We start from the raw sequence: 16,526 nt of genomic DNA on the forward strand, positions 1-16,526 counted from the left end.
TTACTTTTTTATTATAAATTTATCGTTTTTTAACAAAAACACAACATTTTTTTCGTACACTTAGAGTAGACATTGTGTATGAAAGGGGAAGAGAGCATGATCAAATTATTTGTAAGTGATTTAGATGATACACTTGTTTATAATGTGAGTCATATTCATAAGGAAGATGAAAAAGCACTTTGTTGGTTAGCAGAAAAAGGGACAAATATTTGCTTTGCTTCTGGCCGTTTTACACATAGGATTCACGATGCAGTTAAAGGGTTCACATTTCCATATTATACAACTGGTTTAAATGGAGCTACGATGCTATTACCAAATGGGCAAATATTTCATGAATCGAAATTTAACGATGGAGTTGCCCGGGAAATATATCGATATATACATGAAAAAAGACTAGCTGATATTGTGTGTGCAAAAGAGCAGAGATATACAAAAAAGAAAAATGAACATCATTACGTTTTTGAAGAATATATGGGTGTGCATATTGCTGAAATCGAAACATTAGAAGAAGAGTTTGGTAAGACTGTTCATCCAGCAAAGTTGTTTGTATATGGAGATGCAGAAAAGATTGTAACATTAGATCGAGAATTAAGAGAAACGTTTCATGAGCAAGCTGAAATTTTTATTTCTGGAAAAGGTTATGTGGATATTATGCCAGTAGGAGTTAGTAAAGGAAGTGCTTTAAAACGTTTAATGGAGCATTTGAAAATTGAAGCGCACGAAGTAGCATGTATCGGGGATTCTTTTAATGATATCTCGATGTTTTCAGTAACACCACATTCGTTTACTCTTCATCATGCACATCCTTATGTAAAGGAAAAGGCATGTCACGTTGTTCGCTCAGTAGAGGAAGCTGTTATGAAATTGCCTTTGCTTATATAATATATAAATCTATTTTGATTTTTTAACATATAAGTTGCTGTTACGGAGAACAAAAGGTGTTTTTCCCTCTGTATTCACAAGGCATGGTGCTAAAAAAGGCCCTGACCGCTCTATGCAGAGGCGGATAATCTCTCCCGCCTAAAAAGCAGAGGGTGTATCTGATTTTTAAAATTCACTTTGATTTTCAAGCGTATTATTCACGGCTATGAAAACAAAAAGAAATGTCCACTCATTACCTCTTTTTGTTTTTCCATGGAATGGTGCTAAAAAAGGCCCTGATCGCTACTATGCGTGGCTGGGTGCACTCTCCCATCTAAAAAGCAGAGGGTTTATCTCATTTTTTAATTCGGATGTATAAAGAAAAAGCTCGTCAATGACGAGCTCTTTCTTACTTAAATAAGGATTTAATAAAATCAATAATACTAGAGAAGAAATCTTTTACTTTATCTAGGAATCCTTGTCCTTCTTCAGATCCTAAGAAGGCTGAAACATGTTCTTTTGCTTTATTTAATTGGCTACCAACTTGGTTCCAGTCAATATTTAAATTTTTCATTTTATCAAATAATGAAACTAAACTATCTAATTGCTCATCTGTTAGTGTAATACCAAGTTGCTCAGCAATCTTTTTAATTAGCTCACGTAAATCCTCTGTTGTTTTTGGTTGTTCCTTAGCAATCTCTTCTTTTACTTTTGCAACAAGTTGAACAGCTTTTTCTTCACCAATTTGGTCACCGAGCTTGGCTGTTTGTACCATTTCTTCATTGGCTACTTTCTTTACTTCTTCAGGAATTTCTTTTTTCGATGTCGTTTCGTAAGCTTTCATTAGTCCTGTTAAAGCAGCTGTTCCTGATACTTTAAAGGGTGCTGTGATTTGAATTTCTGCATCTTTTACACCCGCTGTAATGAGTGCGTTTGTATACATTGCATCTGTTACCCAATTAATGTTTTTCGCTCGCACAATAAGACCTGATCCTGGTTTTGTATACGTAATCATAGAAGAGGAAATCGCTCTCGTACCAATTTGTGCTTTTGGTACAATCCCCTCTAAAAATTTATGTTCTTCCGCATTAGAAACAGTAATAATTTGCGCATCTTTTGGCGCTTTCATTTCTTTTAAAAGATCTTGTTTTTGTTGTTCAGATAAATTTTCTCCTAATGTAACGATTGATTCTCCCTCAATCACGTCTGCAAATGAAGCTGCTGGAATCATAAATACTGTAACAGCTAGTAGCAGAGCTAATAGTTTCGTTCTCACGAAAAATCGCTCCCTTTCTCTTTCTGGAATTTTCGGGCAACACAGTTATTATAGTATATTTTTCTGATTTGTCATCTGTCTTCTTCTTAATTTCAAAAAAGAAGTATACAGATTGTCGGATTCTTTTTGTTTCTGGACGCGAATATGGTAATATAGTGCTGAGATAGTTGAAAGGAGAAATATACGTATGAAAACTTTAGGATACATATTAATGGAGAATGGTGAAAAAATCGAATTAGAATTTTTCCCAGAAGAAGCACCCAAAACAGTTGAAAACTTTAAAAAATTAGCTGACCAAGGATTTTATAATGGTGTTACATTCCACCGCGTTATTCCTGGTTTCGTAAGTCAAGGCGGAGATCCAACAGGAACAGGTGCAGGCGGTCCTGGTTACTCTATTCCATGTGAAACTGATGGGAATCCTCATAGACATGTAGTTGGATCACTTTCTATGGCACATGCTGGCCGTAATACAGGTGGTAGCCAATTTTTTATCGTTCATGAACCACAACCACATTTAGATGGTGTGCATACTGTATTTGGTAAAGCGACAAGCGGTATTGAAACAGTATTAAATATGCGTCAAGGCGATGTAATGAAAGAAGTTAAAGTTTGGGAAGAGTAAGTGAAAGAGAGAGCAAATTAGCTCTCTTTTTTTGTACTTATTCTTGCTATGATCAGTTTAAGATAATTCTTTTACAATCAATATGAAAAGGGAAGAGCAGTTTTTTATGCTATAAAGAGGAATTGATGATAGTTGTACAGTAAATGATAATGTAGAGAATAAAGTTATTATACGAAGAACTAGTTTTTGTAAACACACATAGGATATAGTGAAATTTTTTATAGGTGTTATCATTGAATTGTATTCAATTTTTATGCTTTGTTTAATTTGGCATGGGGCAGGAAAAGGGTTTGAACATTTCTATGCATGGATGAATGCTCTCCTCATGCATAATAGGAAAAGTTTTATGTCGATTTTTAAATTTATCCTGCTATTTGTGGGAGTGAAAAAACACTGATTAAAGTTTCGTTTTACATGTAGTTGACTTTCCTAAACTCTCTTTGTATGATTATCAAGTTGTTTTGACAGCCCTTCTCACTATAGTGAAAATATTGTAGAATGGATATGATGTAGAAATAGTGGTAGAGGGGATACATGGTTTGTAACTTTTGTAAGAAGGGATAAGGTTTATGTTAATTCGTTTTAAAAAAAGTTATGAAAAGATTGCAATGGGACTTCTTTCTTTTATGCCGACTGAAAAAAATGTGAAAACTTTACAATTAACAATGAAAGAGTATGATAAAAACGATAGTTGGCAACTGTATTTGTGGAAACAAAATGATGATTTTGTGGGGATAGTTGGAATTATCAATGAAGAAAATGTAATAGAGATTCAACATCTTAGTGTGAATCCATCTCATCGTCACATGGGAATTGGTACGAAGATGGTACAAGAATTAAAAAATAAGTTTCAAGGTGTTACGGTTTGTGGCAATGAACAAACTACTAGTTTTTGCGAAAAGTGTAAGGAAGTTGAACAAAATATACATTCATAAAAGCAGAGATAAGAACAATGTCATCTCTGCTTTCTCTTTTTTAGTTGTTCGTTTCGTTCGGCAATTACATCATTTCTGTTACGTAATTTATGTTTATGGACAATGTACTCAGTAGGTAGCGAATGAGCATTTTTCCAGGGAAGCATTTTTTCTGTACACAATTGCAAGCATGTATTTTCCAAGGAAGAGTCTGAAAAGGGTAAAAATATAGGTGTAAAAGGTTCTTTCTTTTGAATAGACTGTAATTGTTTTTGCAAAATAGTTAAAAGTGTTGGGTGATCAAGACCTAATTCATGCACTTGTTTACTTTCTTCTTTTAAAATAGCAATGGCGCTTGTCATCATTCGTATGGAACCATTCCAATTCGAGCGTCTGTGATGATATAAAGAAACTGCTATTTGAATAAAACCAACCCAGTAGTTGTCACGTTCTCCTCGTGGTTTTAATTTCCAATATTCTTCTAGTACTTCGTGACATTCAAAGTAATCATAATCTCCATGAAAATGAATTAAAAACTGTATGTATGCAGTAGGATACATTTTTTCTCTCCTATCTAAACGGTCTTACGTACAGTGTATCATGAAGCGTAACTATAATGTGAGTAGGGGGAGAGTTCTAAAGCCTTTATTTTTTAGGGCTGTGAGTTAAAATGAACCTTTAATTATAGTGGGGGAGGGCTTACTGCCCGCAAATAGTGGAATAAATAATAAACGACTAGAGAATCTCTAGCCGTTTATTATATTTTACATTAGCAGAAGCAAGCCGCGCCCACAATAATTAATAAGATAAAGAGCACAACAAGTAAAGCGAAACCGCCGTTAAAACCACAATCAACATGGCCCATAGTTTTTAACCTCCTACATTGAACTTACTACACTTTTATCATATGAAGGGGTGGGCATTGTTGCATGGGCAAATGTCTATTTTCAAGTAAATTTCTTAAAAAGGTTGGATAGAACATAAGTATGCTCTATACTTATGTTGTTATAGAAAAAATGTGGTGGGATGCTTTGTGCAATATAATTTTAAAGTAGAGGCTTTTGAAGGGCCTTTAGATCTATTGTTACATTTAATCCATCGTTATGAAATTGATATATATAATATTCCTGTAGCGGAAATTACAGAGCAATATTTATCTTATATTCATACGATGAAAGACTTGCAACTGGATGTTGCGAGTGAGTATTTGGTAATGGCTGCAACGCTATTGCAAATTAAAAGTAAAATGCTGTTACCGAAACAGGAGGAAGATGTACCTGATAATGGTGAAGACTTTATAGATGATCCCCGTCAAGAGTTGATGGAGCGGTTAATTGAATATAAAAAATATAAACAAGTTGCTACTGAATTAAAAGAGAGAGAACAAGAAAGAGCGCAACTTTATACACGTCCACCAATCGATTTTGCATCGTTTCAGCAAGAAGAGGAGACAAGCTTACCTCTAGATGTCACACTGTATGATATGTTAGCAGCATTTCAAAAACTTATGCGTCGAAAAAAATCAAAGCGTCCAGTAACAACGCGAATTACTCGTCAAGAAATACCGATTGAACAACGTATGAGTAATATTTTACAGCAATTAGAAACAGCGGAAGGACGTCAAAGTTTTTATGATTTATTTGTTGATGAAGAGCGTGAAGTAATGGTAGTAACGTTTTTAGCCGTGCTCGAACTTATGAAAAATCAACAAATTATTATTGAGCAAGAACACAATTTTGATGAAATCTTTTTGATTCGTTCTAAAGCGTAGTAAAACTCTAATTTCAAGAGTGTGAGGGAAGTTAACAGTAAGTCATAATTAGTGGAGATAATTCTCGCTAATTATAGTTTTACATGATCTGGTTTGGAACAATAGAAGGAATGTTGGACCGAGCGCAATATACTGTGATTCGGTCTTTGTCATGGATATTTTTGCACGGAAAGATATGAGAAAGGAGATTGTATGTTGGATAGAAAAGAACAGATGGCAATAATTGAGGGGCTTTTATTCGTTGCGGGTGATGAAGGGATTTATCCGGAACAAATTGCAAAAGTACTTGAAATTGAAGTGAAAGATGTAATTCAGCTTATCGAAGAAATGCAAAAGGAATGCCAAGGGATGCAGCGAGGATTGCAAATTGTGCAATTTGCAAAAGTGTATCGCCTTGCTACAAAAAAAGAACATGCATCTTATTATCAAAAATTAATGGATACGCCAACAACAGCATCTCTTTCCCAGGCTGCTCTTGAAACATTGGCGATTGTTGCCTATCGTCAGCCAATTACAAGAACTGAAATGGAAGAGATTCGAGGTGTGAAAACGGACAGGGCATTGCAAACATTGGTATCGCACTTGCTTATAAAAGAAACGGGCCGAGCAGAAGGTCCAGGGCGCCCTATTTTATATGGTACGACTAAAGAGTTCTTAGATACGTTTGGACTTCAAACATTAGAGGATTTACCAACCCTTTCTGAAGAAAGTGAACAAATGAATGAAGCAGACTTATTCTTTGGTTCTTTGCAAGAACTATCAAAAGCGTAGCTTAGCATATTGCTAAGCTTTTTTTGTATATGAAATACGCCTCGTGCCATACTAAATGAAAAAAGGAGACGAATTATGAAAAGTGTACGGATTATTCTATTGCTAGTTTCTGTTTTGTTATGTTTTTCATTAAACAGCACATCTGCCAAAAGATATATGACGTCTGTTCATACTGCGTCCTCTTTTTCCATACAACGACCGCATTTAGGGAGAATGAAAGTAAGTTTTTTTAAGGTAGGACAAGGTGATGCCACACTTATTATTCTGCCTAATGGTCAAACAATGTTAATTGATGGAGGTCCTTATGAGGCTGGAGAGGTAATCATTCAAAAATTGGTTGAAAAGGGAATTAACCATTTAGATGTTGTTGTAGGAACTCATCCAGATATGGATCATATAGGTGGACTTATACCAATTATAGAACAAATGCCAGTGTCACTTGTATTAGATAGTGGCAAAACCTATAGTTCTTTTACATATCATACGTATAGGAACAATATTAAAAAGAGAGGGATTCCGTTTGTTCGTGTAAAACAAGGGCAGTACATCCCATTAGATCCTCAAGTTTCTATGCAAGTTTTAAATAATGGAAAGTCGAAGGATGAAAATAATGAATCATCAATTGTTTTAAAAGTTCGATATGGTAAAGCTGATTTTTTGCTAATGGGAGATGCGGATGTACAAACTGAAAGGGAAATAATAAAGCAGTATGATGTACATGCAGATGTTTTAAAGGTAGGTCATCATGGTTCGTATACGTCAACTAGTGAAGAGCTTTTAGAAAAGGCAAATCCTCAATTTGCTATTCTTTCTTATGATAAAAAAAATCCATATGGGCATCCACATCAAAGTGTAGTAAAAAGGTTAAAGAGACATGGTGTGATGACATATACAACAGATAAGCGAACGGTAGAAGTTGAAACAGATGGAGAGCATATTGTAATGTGGTCTAATTTGCTACTTCCGTTATTAAAGTAAACTAGTATGATTTATTGATAATCAAAATCTAAGTAAAATAAGGAATCGATACCAAATTTTATAAAAGTCTACTGTCTTCTTTTGGAAAAAATGCATAATATATATTATAATTAGGGAAGAAAAGTGAATTTCCTTTTTGATCATAAAAGGGGAAATTTATTATTAATGTATAGACAACTACTCATGTATATATTAAGATAGAATTAGGCAAATAGGTAATAATACAAGTAGGTATTTTATGGGAAAGGATCGATGAAAATGAAAACGCAAGTTGTCATCAATGCCAAAATTTATACAGGTCACGAAGTAATGGAAAGTGGATTTATTCGTTACGCAGAAAAAATTGAAGAAATTGGTTTGATGGCTCAATATGTATCACAAGAAAATGAAACTGTTTTTGATGCAGAAGGAAAAATTGTGATTCCAGGTATGATCGATGTTCATATTCATGGTGGATACGATATTGATGCGATGGATGCAAATAGCGATGGATTAGTAACTCTTGGTAAAGAAATGTTAAAAGAAGGAGTTACAACTTACTTCCCAACAACAATGACACAAGCTCCAGAAGCGATTGAAGCGGCTTTAAGTGCTGCAAAAGAAGCAAAAGAAAAAGGAGCACATTTTGAATATATTCATTTAGAAGGACCATATGTTTCAAAAAAACGTGCGGGAGCACAGCCACTTGAGCATATTGTCCCTGCGGATATTGAACAATTTAAACAATGGCAAGAAGCAAGCGGTAATTTAATTAAATTAGTAACGTATGCACCAGAAGGAGAGGGTGCGGTAGAGTTTGAACAGTATCTTGCTGAAACTGGTGTTGTTGGTACAATGGGACATACAGATGCAATTGATGCACAATTAAAAAATAGAAATATTACACATGCTACACACTTATACAATCAAATGCGTGGTTTACATCACCGTGAACCAGGCGTTGTCGGTCATGTGTTATTAAACTCAAATGTAATGGTTGAAGTGATTACAGATGGGATTCACATTCATCCAGACATGGTGAAATTAGCATATAAATTAAAAGGACCTAAAAAAGTAAGTGTCATTACAGACGCGATGCGTGCAAAAGGTTTAGAAGACGGATTATATGAACTTGGTGGACAACCTGTACACGTAAAAGATGGCAGTGCTCGTTTAGAAGATGGAACATTGGCAGGTAGTATTTTAAAAATGGACCAAGCATTCCGAAATGTAATTGAATTTACAGGATGTTCCATTGAGGATGCTGTACTTATGACATCAGTTAACCAAGCAGAAGAGTTTGGCTTAACGAATAAAGGTGCATTAGCAGCAGGAAAAGATGCTGACTTTGTTGTCATGACTGAAGATTTACATGTATATGATACAGTTCGATTAGGAATTCATATGAAGGAAGGGAAGTAAGTAGATGAATATTCTTGTTGTAAAAACTCCAGAAGAATTAGCGGAAGCAGGTTATAAATTAATTGAAGAAGTTGTAAAATCAAAAAAAAATCCAACATTAGGAATGGCTACAGGAAGCTCTCCACTTGGTATTTATGCAGAAATGAGAAAAAATAAACTTGATACAAGCCGTGTAACCACTGTAAACTTAGATGAGTACGTAAATTTACCACATGAAGATAAAAACAGCTACCATTATTTTATGCAGGAACAGTTGTTTAATCATCTTCCATTTAAAGAAACTTATGTACCGAATGGGATGGCAAATGATTTAGAAGAAGAGTGCAAGCGTTATGAAGGCATTCTAGCAGCTAACCCAGTTGACCTACAGATTCTTGGAATCGGTGAAAACGGTCACATCGGATTTAACGAGCCAGGAACAGCTTTTGATTCTCCAACTAACATTGTAGAATTAACAGAGTCTACACGCCAAGCAAACCTTCGTTTCTTCGAAAAAGAAGAAGATGTGCCAACTCATGCAATTACAATGGGAATTGGTAGCATAATGAAAGCGAAGCAAATTTTACTTGTTGCTATGGGACCGAAAAAAGCAGGAGCAATCAAAGAACTGCTTCAAGGTGAGTATAGCGAAGCGTGTCCTGCTACAGTATTGCAACGTCATCCGAATGTAACCGTAATTGCTGATCCAGAAGCTCTATCTTTATGCAGTGAGGCGATTGCTGATGAACATCGACAAGTATTCACCATTTCCAATCTATTATCAGATTCAAGAGTGGGTGAAACAGCTAATTGAGGACGGTGAATGGACGCCGGGAGATAAAATTCCATCTGAGAATGAACTTTGTGATAAGTTTGAAGTAAGTCGCATGACAATCAGACAGGCAATTAATAACTTAGTGGAACAAGGATATTTATATCGAAAACGTGGAATTGGAACGTTTGTTCAACTTCCAAAAGTGGAGCAGAAACTGCAAGGGATGACGGGATTTACAGAGGATATGCTTTCCCGTGGTATGAAACCAAGTAGTCAGTTATTGAGCTTCCATCTAGTTCCAGCTACTGCTAAAATAGCAGACCGGCTTAAAATTCAAGAGGGAGAATCGGTATATGAAGTAAGGCGTATTCGCCTAGCTGATGATGAACCGATTGCCTTTGAGACAACATATTTGTCACCAACTCTTGTAAAAGATATTAACGAAGAAATTCTGCAACAATCTTTATACGAACATTTAGAGAAAAAGTTAGGCTTTAAACTTGTTCGTGCTACCCAAGCAATTGAAGCTTCAATTGCAACAGATGATGAAGCAGAGCATTTGCATATACCTAAAAAAGCACCTGTGCTTGTAATGCGACAATGGTCATATGCAGAAGGTGAATTACCGTTAGAATATGTAAAATGTATTTATCGTGGTGATCGTTATAAGTTTATTACGAGTATTTCACGAAATAAGTAATATACTTCATTTTTTGAAACATAGTAAACTTTCGATTGATTGGGTATGTAAAGAAATAAAAATACGACTCATCCTTATAAGGAGTGAGTCGTATTTTTATTTTGCTTTGAATTGTAGGCTAGAACACGTTCCACAGCATCTTTTACAGAGTCTACGACATAATGAGAATGCTCTTTTACTGCGTCATCTGCTTGCGCCATGGCAAAGCTATGAGGAGTTAGTGAGAACATTGGAATATCGTTATAAGAGTCACCAATACAAGCAATTTCCTCAGGATTTATTTGGAACTCTTGTAATAGAACAGAAATAGCAGAGCCTTTACTAATATTGGGTGGCATAACATCTAGGCACTGTTCAGCAGAAATAAAAGTGCTGACCTTCCCATAAAATTTTTCATCAATTTTCTTCTGAAGAGCTTGTAAGTCCTCTTTCATGCCACCAACAGAAATTTTATTTGGAAAGATTGTATCATCAATTTTTTGTAATAAATTTGGTTCTTCCACAGAAGTCATTGTGACTTGTTTTTCAAGTTCATGGATAAAGGGCGTTTTTTCTTCGATGTAATAATTATGTTCATCACTTACATAACGGAAATAAGGTTCTTCTTTTGTCATTGCTAACAAATCTGGTAAGATGCTTGAATCAAATGTGGCAGACAATAACTGTTTATTCTCATGAGTATATACAAATACACCATTTACGCTAATGCGGTGAAAATCAGTGCCGATTTCTTTCATTAAACCAGCGATTTCATTATCAAGCCTACCAGAGGCAAAACAAAGTATCACATTTTGTTCTGCAAGGTTACGAAGGGCAATAATGTCTTGTTCATCAATAATTCCCCCATGTTGCATCATTGTACCATCAATATCGCTAACAAACATTTTAATCATGCTGTGCTCTCCTTTCTATGTACATGTGCTCTTACATTATACGCATCTTGTGCAAGCATGTCTAAAAAATGAATTTTTCTAAAATGGTAGATGTTTTGCATTGACGAAAAAGAAGAAAGTTCTGTAACATAAAAGCAGGCTATTTAAGTACGAGGGTGGTGTTATATGAATAATTATCTAGAAATTAAAAAAGTTTTAAATAATAATGTCATCATTGCGAGCCATCCGGAACATAAGGAAGTAGTAGTGATTGGCAAGGGAATAGGGTTTGGAAAAAAAACAAAAGATGTATTAGAAGCGGAACAAATTGAAAAAATGTTTGTTTTAAAGAATGAACGGGACCGTGAACAATATAAACTTTTAGTGCCACATGTGAGCGAAAAGTTAATTGAACTGATGAACGATATTATGTTGTACATTCAAGAGAAGGCGCAGTCACCATTAAATGAGCATATTCATATTGCCTTAACAGATCATATTTCTTTTGCAATTAAAAGACTGAAACAAGGATTTATAATAGATAATCCTTTTTTAGTTGAAACAAAAATGCTGTACCCAGAAGAATATAAAATTGCTGAGGGCGTTGTACAACTCTTGAATTCTCGTTTGCAAATTACATTACCAGAAGGGGAAATTGGTTTTATTGCACTTCATATCTATAGTTCACTCACAAATTCTGATTTATCTTCTGTTAATCAAAACTCCCGTCTTATTGTGCAGCTTGTTTCTTTAATTGAAACAAATCTACACCTTACATTAGATCCAGAAAGCATTCATTATTTACGTCTTATTCGTCATTTGCAATATGCAATTGAACGAGTGAAAAAGGGAGAGAAGGTTGAAGAATCACAAGGATTTGCTGATTTGTTAAAAGCAGAGTATCCAGTTTGTTATAATTTAGCTTGGAAGCTTGTGAAGGTGATGCAAAAAGAATTACAGCTTCCTGTATATGAAGCGGAGAGCATTTATTTAACGATGCACTTGCAAAGATTAGTAAAAGCAGAGCATGTGTAAAAGACATATATTTTTGTCTAAAATGAAAACGTTAAAAAAAATGATTGAATCGCTTACAATTGTTTTGTATAATAAGTCATGCAAAGTTATACAAAATTCGACAAACAAATGAAAGCAAATAACGAAAACGTTTGCTTTAAAATAGTGAACTTATACGTAAACCTATTTTTGACACGTGTTACTGATTCGATCAGGCATGAGTGGAGAAAAGTCAGGAATGTAAGCTAGAGAAAGGGATATACTACCCTTTGTATAGCTATCGTTCTATCTTTTTTTCCTCATGCCTTTTTGGCGTTTGTCGAAAAGTACAATATAGATAAGAGAGGAAGGGTTTCCATGTTTAAGAAGATCTTTGGTGTTCTTCAAAAAGTCGGAAAAGCGCTTATGCTTCCAGTAGCGATTTTACCGGCAGCAGGTATTTTACTTGGATTTGGTAACGCATTTCAAAATGAAACGTTAACAAATTTCATTCCTGCTTTAAAAGCAGATTGGTTTGTAATGGTTGCAAAAATCATGGAACAATCTGGTGATATTATTTTCGCAAACCTGGCGTTATTATTTGCAGTTGGGGTAGCGATTGGACTTGCTGGTGGAGACGGAGTAGCTGGGTTAGCAGCTTTCGTTGGCTACTTAATTATGAACAAAACAATGAGTGTGTTCCTAGAAGTAGACAAGCTAGTAAAAGTAACGAGTGTTGGATCTGATCCAGTTAAAATTGGTTTTGCAGATCCAGCGTATGCAAACGTACTAGGAATTCCAACACTGCAAACTGGAGTGTTTGGTGGTATTATCGTCGGGATATTAGCGGCGTATTGCTATAATAAATATTTCAATATTGAATTGCCACCGTATTTAGGGTTCTTTGCAGGTAAGCGTTTCGTACCGATTGCAACAGCAGCATTTTCTTTACTATTAGGGATTTTAATGTGCTTTATCTGGCCAACAATTCAAGGTGGCTTAAATACATTCTCGCACCAAATGATTGATGCAAACAAGACATTAGCAGCATTTATTTTCGGCTTAATTGAACGTTCCTTAATTCCATTTGGACTACATCATATTTTCTATTCACCGTTCTGGTTCGAGTTCGGTCAATATACAAATGCAGCAGGCGAATTAATTCGCGGTGACCAAAAAATCTTTATGGCACAGTTAAAAGACGGTGTAGAATTAACAGCTGGTACATTTACAACAGGTAAGTATCCGTTCATGATGTTCGGTCTTCCAGCAGCAGCGTTAGCAATGTATCATGAAGCTCGTCCGGAAAACAAAAAATTAGCAGCAGGTATTTTAGGCTCCGCTGCGTTAACATCTTTCTTAACAGGTATTACAGAACCACTTGAATTTTCATTCTTATTCGTAGCACCAGTATTATTCGGAATACATGCTGTATTTGCTGGTTTATCGTTTATGACAATGCATATTTTAGGTGTTAAAATTGGTATGACATTCTCTGGTGGTTTAATTGACTTTATCTTATTCGGTGTACTTCAAAACCGTACACCATGGTGGTGGGTAATCGTTGTAGGTCTTGTACTTGCGGTAATTTACTACTTCGGATTCCGTTTTGCAATCCGTAAATGGGATTTAAAAACACCTGGTCGTGAAGTAACAACAGATGCTGATGGCGCAGGAAAAACAGAAGCAGGCGAACTTCCACGTGAAGTATTAGTGGCGCTTGGTGGTAAAGAGAATATTGCTTCTCTAGACGCTTGTATCACACGTTTACGTGTTCAAGTTAATGAACAAAAAAATGTAAACAAAGATCGTTTAAAAGAACTTGGAGCAGCTGGTGTACTTGAAGTTGGAAATAACATTCAAGCTATTTTCGGACCGAAATCAGACACATTGAAATCACAAATTCATGATATTATGTCAGGTCGAACGCCTCATGTTGAAAAAGAAGAGCCTGTAAAAGTAGAAGAAACTCCTCAAAAAGTGGATGAAAACGAGACAATCGTATCACCAATTGAAGGGAAAATTTTACCGATTACAGAAGTACCTGATCAAGTATTTTCAGGGAAAATGATGGGAGATGGATTTGCAATCGAACCAACAGAAGGAACAGTAGTTTCTCCAGTTAACGGTGAAATTGTGAATGTATTCCCTACAAAACACGCAATTGGTATTCAATCTGAAGGCGGGAAAGAAATTTTAATTCACTTCGGTATTGATACTGTAAAATTAAATGGTGAAGGTTTTGAAGCGCTTGTAGCACAAGGTGATCAAGTGAAACAAGGACAACCTTTATTAAAAGTAGACCTAGCATTTGTAAAAGAAAATGCACCATCTATTATCACACCAATTATTTTTACAAATTTAGGCCAAGGACAACAAGTTGAATTGAAAAAAGAAGGTAATGTCAAGAAAGGCGAAGCATCTATTATTGACATTCAGTAAGAAATTGACGAAAAATGTTTATAATTATAATGGGCGATGTGGTTGACCGAACATCGCCTATTATATACAATAGATGATGTAGTACTAACGTCTATACAACTAAAAAAATACTGTATTTAAAGGAGATAGATTATTATGGAAAAAATCTTTAAAGTAACTAGCGATTCAGGAATTCATGCTCGTCCAGCAACTTTACTTGTTAACACTGCAAGCAAATTCGGTGCTGATATCAACTTAGAATATAACGGTAAAAACGTTAACTTAAAATCAATCATGGGTGTTATGTCTTTAGGTATTCAACAAGGCGCAGAAATTAAAATCACTGCAAATGGTGATGATGCAGCTCAAGCACTAGCAGCTATCGAAGAAACTATGAAAAACGAAGGATTAGGAGAATAATGACTCTTAATATTCAAGGGATCGCTGCATCAAGTGGGATTGCTATTGCGAAGGCTTTCAGACTTGAAAATCCTGAATTCAACATTGAAAAGAAAACGATTACGGATGAAGCTGCAGAAATTGCACGCTTAGACGCTGCGCTTGAAAAAGCAAAATTTGAATTAGAAGCAATTAAAGACCATGCTTTTGCTGAACTTGGTGCTGATAAAGCTGCTATCTTTGAAGCACATTTACTAGTACTAAATGATCCAGAACTAGTAAATCCAGTAAAAGATAAAGTAAATAGTGAAAAAGTAAATGCTGAATTTGCAATGGATGAAGTTGCAACAATGTTCATTACTATGTTTGAAAACATGGATAACGAATATATGAAAGAGCGTGCAGCGGATATTCGCGACGTAACAAAACGCGTTCTTGCACATTTACTAGGAATTAACTTCTCAAACCCAAGCACAATTTCTGAAGAAGTAATCATCATTGCTGAAGATTTAACACCATCGGATACAGCTCAATTAAACCGTAAATATGCAAAAGGTTTTACAACTGATATTGGTGGACGTACATCTCACTCTGCAATTATGGCTCGCTCTATGGAAATTCCAGCTGTTGTTGGTACGAAAGTTGTTATGGAGAAAATCCAAAACGGCGATATGGTAATCATCGACGGTTTAGATGGAGAAGTAATTGTAAACCCATCAGAAGAAACTCTTCGCGCTTTCCAAGAAAAGAAAGCGAAATTCGAAGAACAGAAAGTTGAATGGGCGAAATTAAAAGATCAAGCTACTGTAACAAGCGACGGACACCATGTCGAGCTTGTTGCTAACATCGGAACACCAAATGATGTACAAGGTATCATCGACAATGGTGGAGAAGGCGTTGGATTATACCGTACAGAATTCTTATACATGGGCCGTGACAATCTTCCAACAGAAGAAGAGCAGTTCGAAGCGTATAAAGCAGTTCTTGAAGGTGTAAAAGAAGGTCAACCAGTTGTTGTTCGTACACTTGACATTGGTGGAGATAAAGAACTTCCATACTTACATTTACCAAAAGAAATGAACCCATTCTTAGGTTACCGTGCAATTCGCTTATGCCTTGAAGAACAAGATGTGTTCCGTACGCAACTTCGTGCATTACTTCGTGCAAGTGTATATGGTAATTTAAAAATCATGTTCCCAATGATTGCAACTCTTGATGAATTCCGTCAAGCAAAAGCAATTTTATTGGAAGAGAAAGAGAGACTTGTTGGGGCTGGTACAACTGTTTCTGACGATATTGAAGTAGGTATGATGGTAGAAATCCCTGCTTCTGCGGTATTAGCAGATCAATTTGCTAAAGAAGTTGACTTCTTCTCTATTGGAACAAATGATTTAATCCAATATACAATGGCTGCTGACCGTATGAATGAACGTGTATCTTACTTATACCAACCGTATAACCCATCTATTTTACGTCTTGTAAAAATGGTTATCGATGCTGCTCATAAAGAAGGAAAATGGGCTGGTATGTGTGGTGAGATGGCAGGAGATTCGCTTGCAATCCCATTACTACTTGGATTAGGTTTAGATGAATTTAGCATGAGTGCAACATCTATCCTTCCTGCAAGAACACAACTAAGTAAGTTGTCAAAAGCACAAATGGAAGAGTTAGCACAAAAAGCATTAACAATGTCAACTGCTGAAGAAGTTGTTGAATTAGTTAAAAGTATTTAATAGTAAAAAGAAAACCTGAGACCGATTTCAAATCGGTCTCAGGTTTTTTGTACAAGG

The 16,526-nt window shown here is 35.6% G+C and carries 17 protein-coding genes; 13 read left to right on the top strand and 4 right to left on the bottom strand.

The genetic code is table 11. The annotated features are described in order from the left end of the window. Positions 1 to 78: 78 nt before the first annotated feature. On the top strand, positions 79 to 882 hold the full coding sequence (locus tag HRG09_RS02375) for a Cof-type HAD-IIB family hydrolase (protein ID WP_174099164.1): 804 nt from the start codon (positions 79 to 81) through the stop codon (positions 880 to 882). Between the two features lie 388 nt (positions 883 to 1,270). Here HRG09_RS02375 and HRG09_RS02380 read toward each other — a convergent pair whose 3' ends face one another. Continuing rightward, positions 1,271 to 2,137 (bottom strand): DUF1002 domain-containing protein, encoded by an 867-nt coding sequence (locus HRG09_RS02380; RefSeq protein ID WP_174099165.1) that lies wholly within the window; start codon positions 2,135 to 2,137, stop codon positions 1,271 to 1,273. 187 nt (positions 2,138 to 2,324) lie between these two features. Between HRG09_RS02380 and HRG09_RS02385 the strand changes: the two genes are divergently transcribed. Both HRG09_RS02385 and HRG09_RS02390 read left to right on the top strand, forming a co-directional pair. Further along, positions 2,325 to 2,762, top strand: coding sequence for a peptidylprolyl isomerase (locus HRG09_RS02385; RefSeq protein WP_174099166.1), 438 nt, complete (start codon positions 2,325 to 2,327; stop codon positions 2,760 to 2,762). 569 nt (positions 2,763 to 3,331) lie between these two features. Continuing rightward, the gene (locus tag HRG09_RS02390) at positions 3,332 to 3,697 is read left to right on the top strand and encodes a GNAT family N-acetyltransferase (protein WP_174099167.1); all 366 of its coding nucleotides are present in this window, start codon (positions 3,332 to 3,334) and stop codon (positions 3,695 to 3,697) included. 20 nt (positions 3,698 to 3,717) lie between these two features. Here the strand turns inward: HRG09_RS02390 and HRG09_RS02395 are convergent, their stop codons facing one another. Beyond that, on the bottom strand, positions 3,718 to 4,236 hold the full coding sequence (locus HRG09_RS02395) for a DUF309 domain-containing protein (protein WP_174099168.1): 519 nt from the start codon (positions 4,234 to 4,236) through the stop codon (positions 3,718 to 3,720). Positions 4,237 to 4,445: 209 nt separating this feature from the next. Continuing rightward, a complete protein-coding gene (locus tag HRG09_RS02400; RefSeq protein WP_000510192.1) occupies positions 4,446 to 4,541 on the bottom strand; it encodes a YjcZ family sporulation protein in 96 nt (31 codons plus the stop codon). A 168-nt stretch (positions 4,542 to 4,709) separates the two neighbouring features. Between HRG09_RS02400 and HRG09_RS02405 the strand changes: the two genes are divergently transcribed. From HRG09_RS02405 to phnF, 6 genes are all read left to right on the top strand, one after another. Beyond that, positions 4,710 to 5,447: a segregation/condensation protein A gene (locus HRG09_RS02405; protein WP_174099169.1), complete on the top strand. Its 738-nt coding sequence runs from the start codon at positions 4,710 to 4,712 to the stop codon at positions 5,445 to 5,447. Positions 5,448 to 5,642: 195 nt separating this feature from the next. Next, on the top strand, positions 5,643 to 6,218 hold the full coding sequence (gene scpB, locus HRG09_RS02410) for an SMC-Scp complex subunit ScpB (protein ID WP_174099170.1): 576 nt from the start codon (positions 5,643 to 5,645) through the stop codon (positions 6,216 to 6,218). A gap of 75 nt (positions 6,219 to 6,293) precedes the next feature. Beyond that, the gene (locus HRG09_RS02415) at positions 6,294 to 7,196 is read left to right on the top strand and encodes a ComEC/Rec2 family competence protein (protein WP_174099171.1); all 903 of its coding nucleotides are present in this window, start codon (positions 6,294 to 6,296) and stop codon (positions 7,194 to 7,196) included. Between the two features lie 258 nt (positions 7,197 to 7,454). Next, the gene (gene nagA / locus HRG09_RS02420) at positions 7,455 to 8,597 is read left to right on the top strand and encodes an N-acetylglucosamine-6-phosphate deacetylase (protein WP_174099313.1); all 1,143 of its coding nucleotides are present in this window, start codon (positions 7,455 to 7,457) and stop codon (positions 8,595 to 8,597) included. Positions 8,598 to 8,601: 4 nt separating this feature from the next. Next, on the top strand, positions 8,602 to 9,390 hold the full coding sequence (nagB, locus tag HRG09_RS02425) for a glucosamine-6-phosphate deaminase (protein ID WP_174099172.1): 789 nt from the start codon (positions 8,602 to 8,604) through the stop codon (positions 9,388 to 9,390). After that, on the top strand, positions 9,320 to 10,051 hold the full coding sequence (gene phnF / locus HRG09_RS02430; protein ID WP_174099173.1) for a phosphonate metabolism transcriptional regulator PhnF: 732 nt from the start codon (positions 9,320 to 9,322) through the stop codon (positions 10,049 to 10,051). The genes nagB and phnF overlap by 71 nt, the downstream gene beginning before the upstream one ends. A 74-nt stretch (positions 10,052 to 10,125) precedes the next feature. Here phnF and HRG09_RS02435 read toward each other — a convergent pair whose 3' ends face one another. Further along, positions 10,126 to 10,944, bottom strand: a complete 819-nt coding sequence (locus HRG09_RS02435; RefSeq protein ID WP_174099174.1) for an HAD family hydrolase — start codon at positions 10,942 to 10,944, stop codon at positions 10,126 to 10,128. Between the two features lie 165 nt (positions 10,945 to 11,109). Between HRG09_RS02435 and glcT the strand changes: the two genes are divergently transcribed. The 4 genes from glcT to ptsP all read left to right on the top strand — a co-directional run bounded on the left by glcT (position 11,110) and on the right by ptsP (position 16,469). Beyond that, positions 11,110 to 11,958 (top strand): glucose PTS transporter transcription antiterminator GlcT, encoded by an 849-nt coding sequence (gene glcT / locus HRG09_RS02440; protein ID WP_174099175.1) that lies wholly within the window; start codon positions 11,110 to 11,112, stop codon positions 11,956 to 11,958. 336 nt (positions 11,959 to 12,294) lie between these two features. Then, on the top strand, positions 12,295 to 14,358 hold the full coding sequence (ptsG, locus tag HRG09_RS02445) for a PTS glucose transporter subunit IIABC (protein WP_174099176.1): 2,064 nt from the start codon (positions 12,295 to 12,297) through the stop codon (positions 14,356 to 14,358). Between the two features lie 135 nt (positions 14,359 to 14,493). Then, a complete protein-coding gene (ptsH, locus tag HRG09_RS02450) occupies positions 14,494 to 14,757 on the top strand; it encodes a phosphocarrier protein HPr (protein WP_000411078.1) in 264 nt (87 codons plus the stop codon). After that, entirely contained in the window at positions 14,757 to 16,469 is a 1,713-nt protein-coding gene (gene ptsP / locus HRG09_RS02455; protein ID WP_174099177.1) for a phosphoenolpyruvate--protein phosphotransferase, read from the top strand. The genes ptsH and ptsP overlap by 1 nt, the downstream gene beginning before the upstream one ends. Positions 16,470 to 16,526 lie beyond the last annotated feature (57 nt).

Origin of the sequence: Bacillus sp. Xin1 (assembly GCF_013314535.1) — a bacterium.
Taxonomy (GTDB): domain Bacteria; phylum Bacillota; class Bacilli; order Bacillales; family Bacillaceae_G; genus Bacillus_A.

Bases quoted from the DNA above. Each gene is read 5' to 3' on its own strand.
- nagA (WP_174099313.1), top strand. From the start codon at position 7,455: ATGAAAACGCAAGTTGTCATCAATGCCAAAATTTATACAGGTCACGAA.
- ptsG (WP_174099176.1), top strand. From the start codon at position 12,295: ATGTTTAAGAAGATCTTTGGTGTTCTTCAAAAAGTCGGAAAAGCGCTT.
- ptsH (WP_000411078.1), top strand. From the start codon at position 14,494: ATGGAAAAAATCTTTAAAGTAACTAGCGATTCAGGAATTCATGCTCGT.
- nagB (WP_174099172.1), top strand. From the start codon at position 8,602: ATGAATATTCTTGTTGTAAAAACTCCAGAAGAATTAGCGGAAGCAGGT.
- glcT (WP_174099175.1), top strand. From the start codon at position 11,110: ATGAATAATTATCTAGAAATTAAAAAAGTTTTAAATAATAATGTCATC.
- HRG09_RS02415 (WP_174099171.1), top strand. From the start codon at position 6,294: ATGAAAAGTGTACGGATTATTCTATTGCTAGTTTCTGTTTTGTTATGT.
- HRG09_RS02385 (WP_174099166.1), top strand. From the start codon at position 2,325: ATGAAAACTTTAGGATACATATTAATGGAGAATGGTGAAAAAATCGAA.
- HRG09_RS02435 (WP_174099174.1), bottom strand. From the start codon at position 10,944: ATGATTAAAATGTTTGTTAGCGATATTGATGGTACAATGATGCAACAT.
- HRG09_RS02390 (WP_174099167.1), top strand. From the start codon at position 3,332: ATGTTAATTCGTTTTAAAAAAAGTTATGAAAAGATTGCAATGGGACTT.
- phnF (WP_174099173.1), top strand. From the start codon at position 9,320: ATGAACATCGACAAGTATTCACCATTTCCAATCTATTATCAGATTCAA.
- HRG09_RS02375 (WP_174099164.1), top strand. From the start codon at position 79: ATGAAAGGGGAAGAGAGCATGATCAAATTATTTGTAAGTGATTTAGAT.
- HRG09_RS02400 (WP_000510192.1), bottom strand. From the start codon at position 4,541: ATGGGCCATGTTGATTGTGGTTTTAACGGCGGTTTCGCTTTACTTGTT.
- HRG09_RS02395 (WP_174099168.1), bottom strand. From the start codon at position 4,236: ATGTATCCTACTGCATACATACAGTTTTTAATTCATTTTCATGGAGAT.
- ptsP (WP_174099177.1), top strand. From the start codon at position 14,757: ATGACTCTTAATATTCAAGGGATCGCTGCATCAAGTGGGATTGCTATT.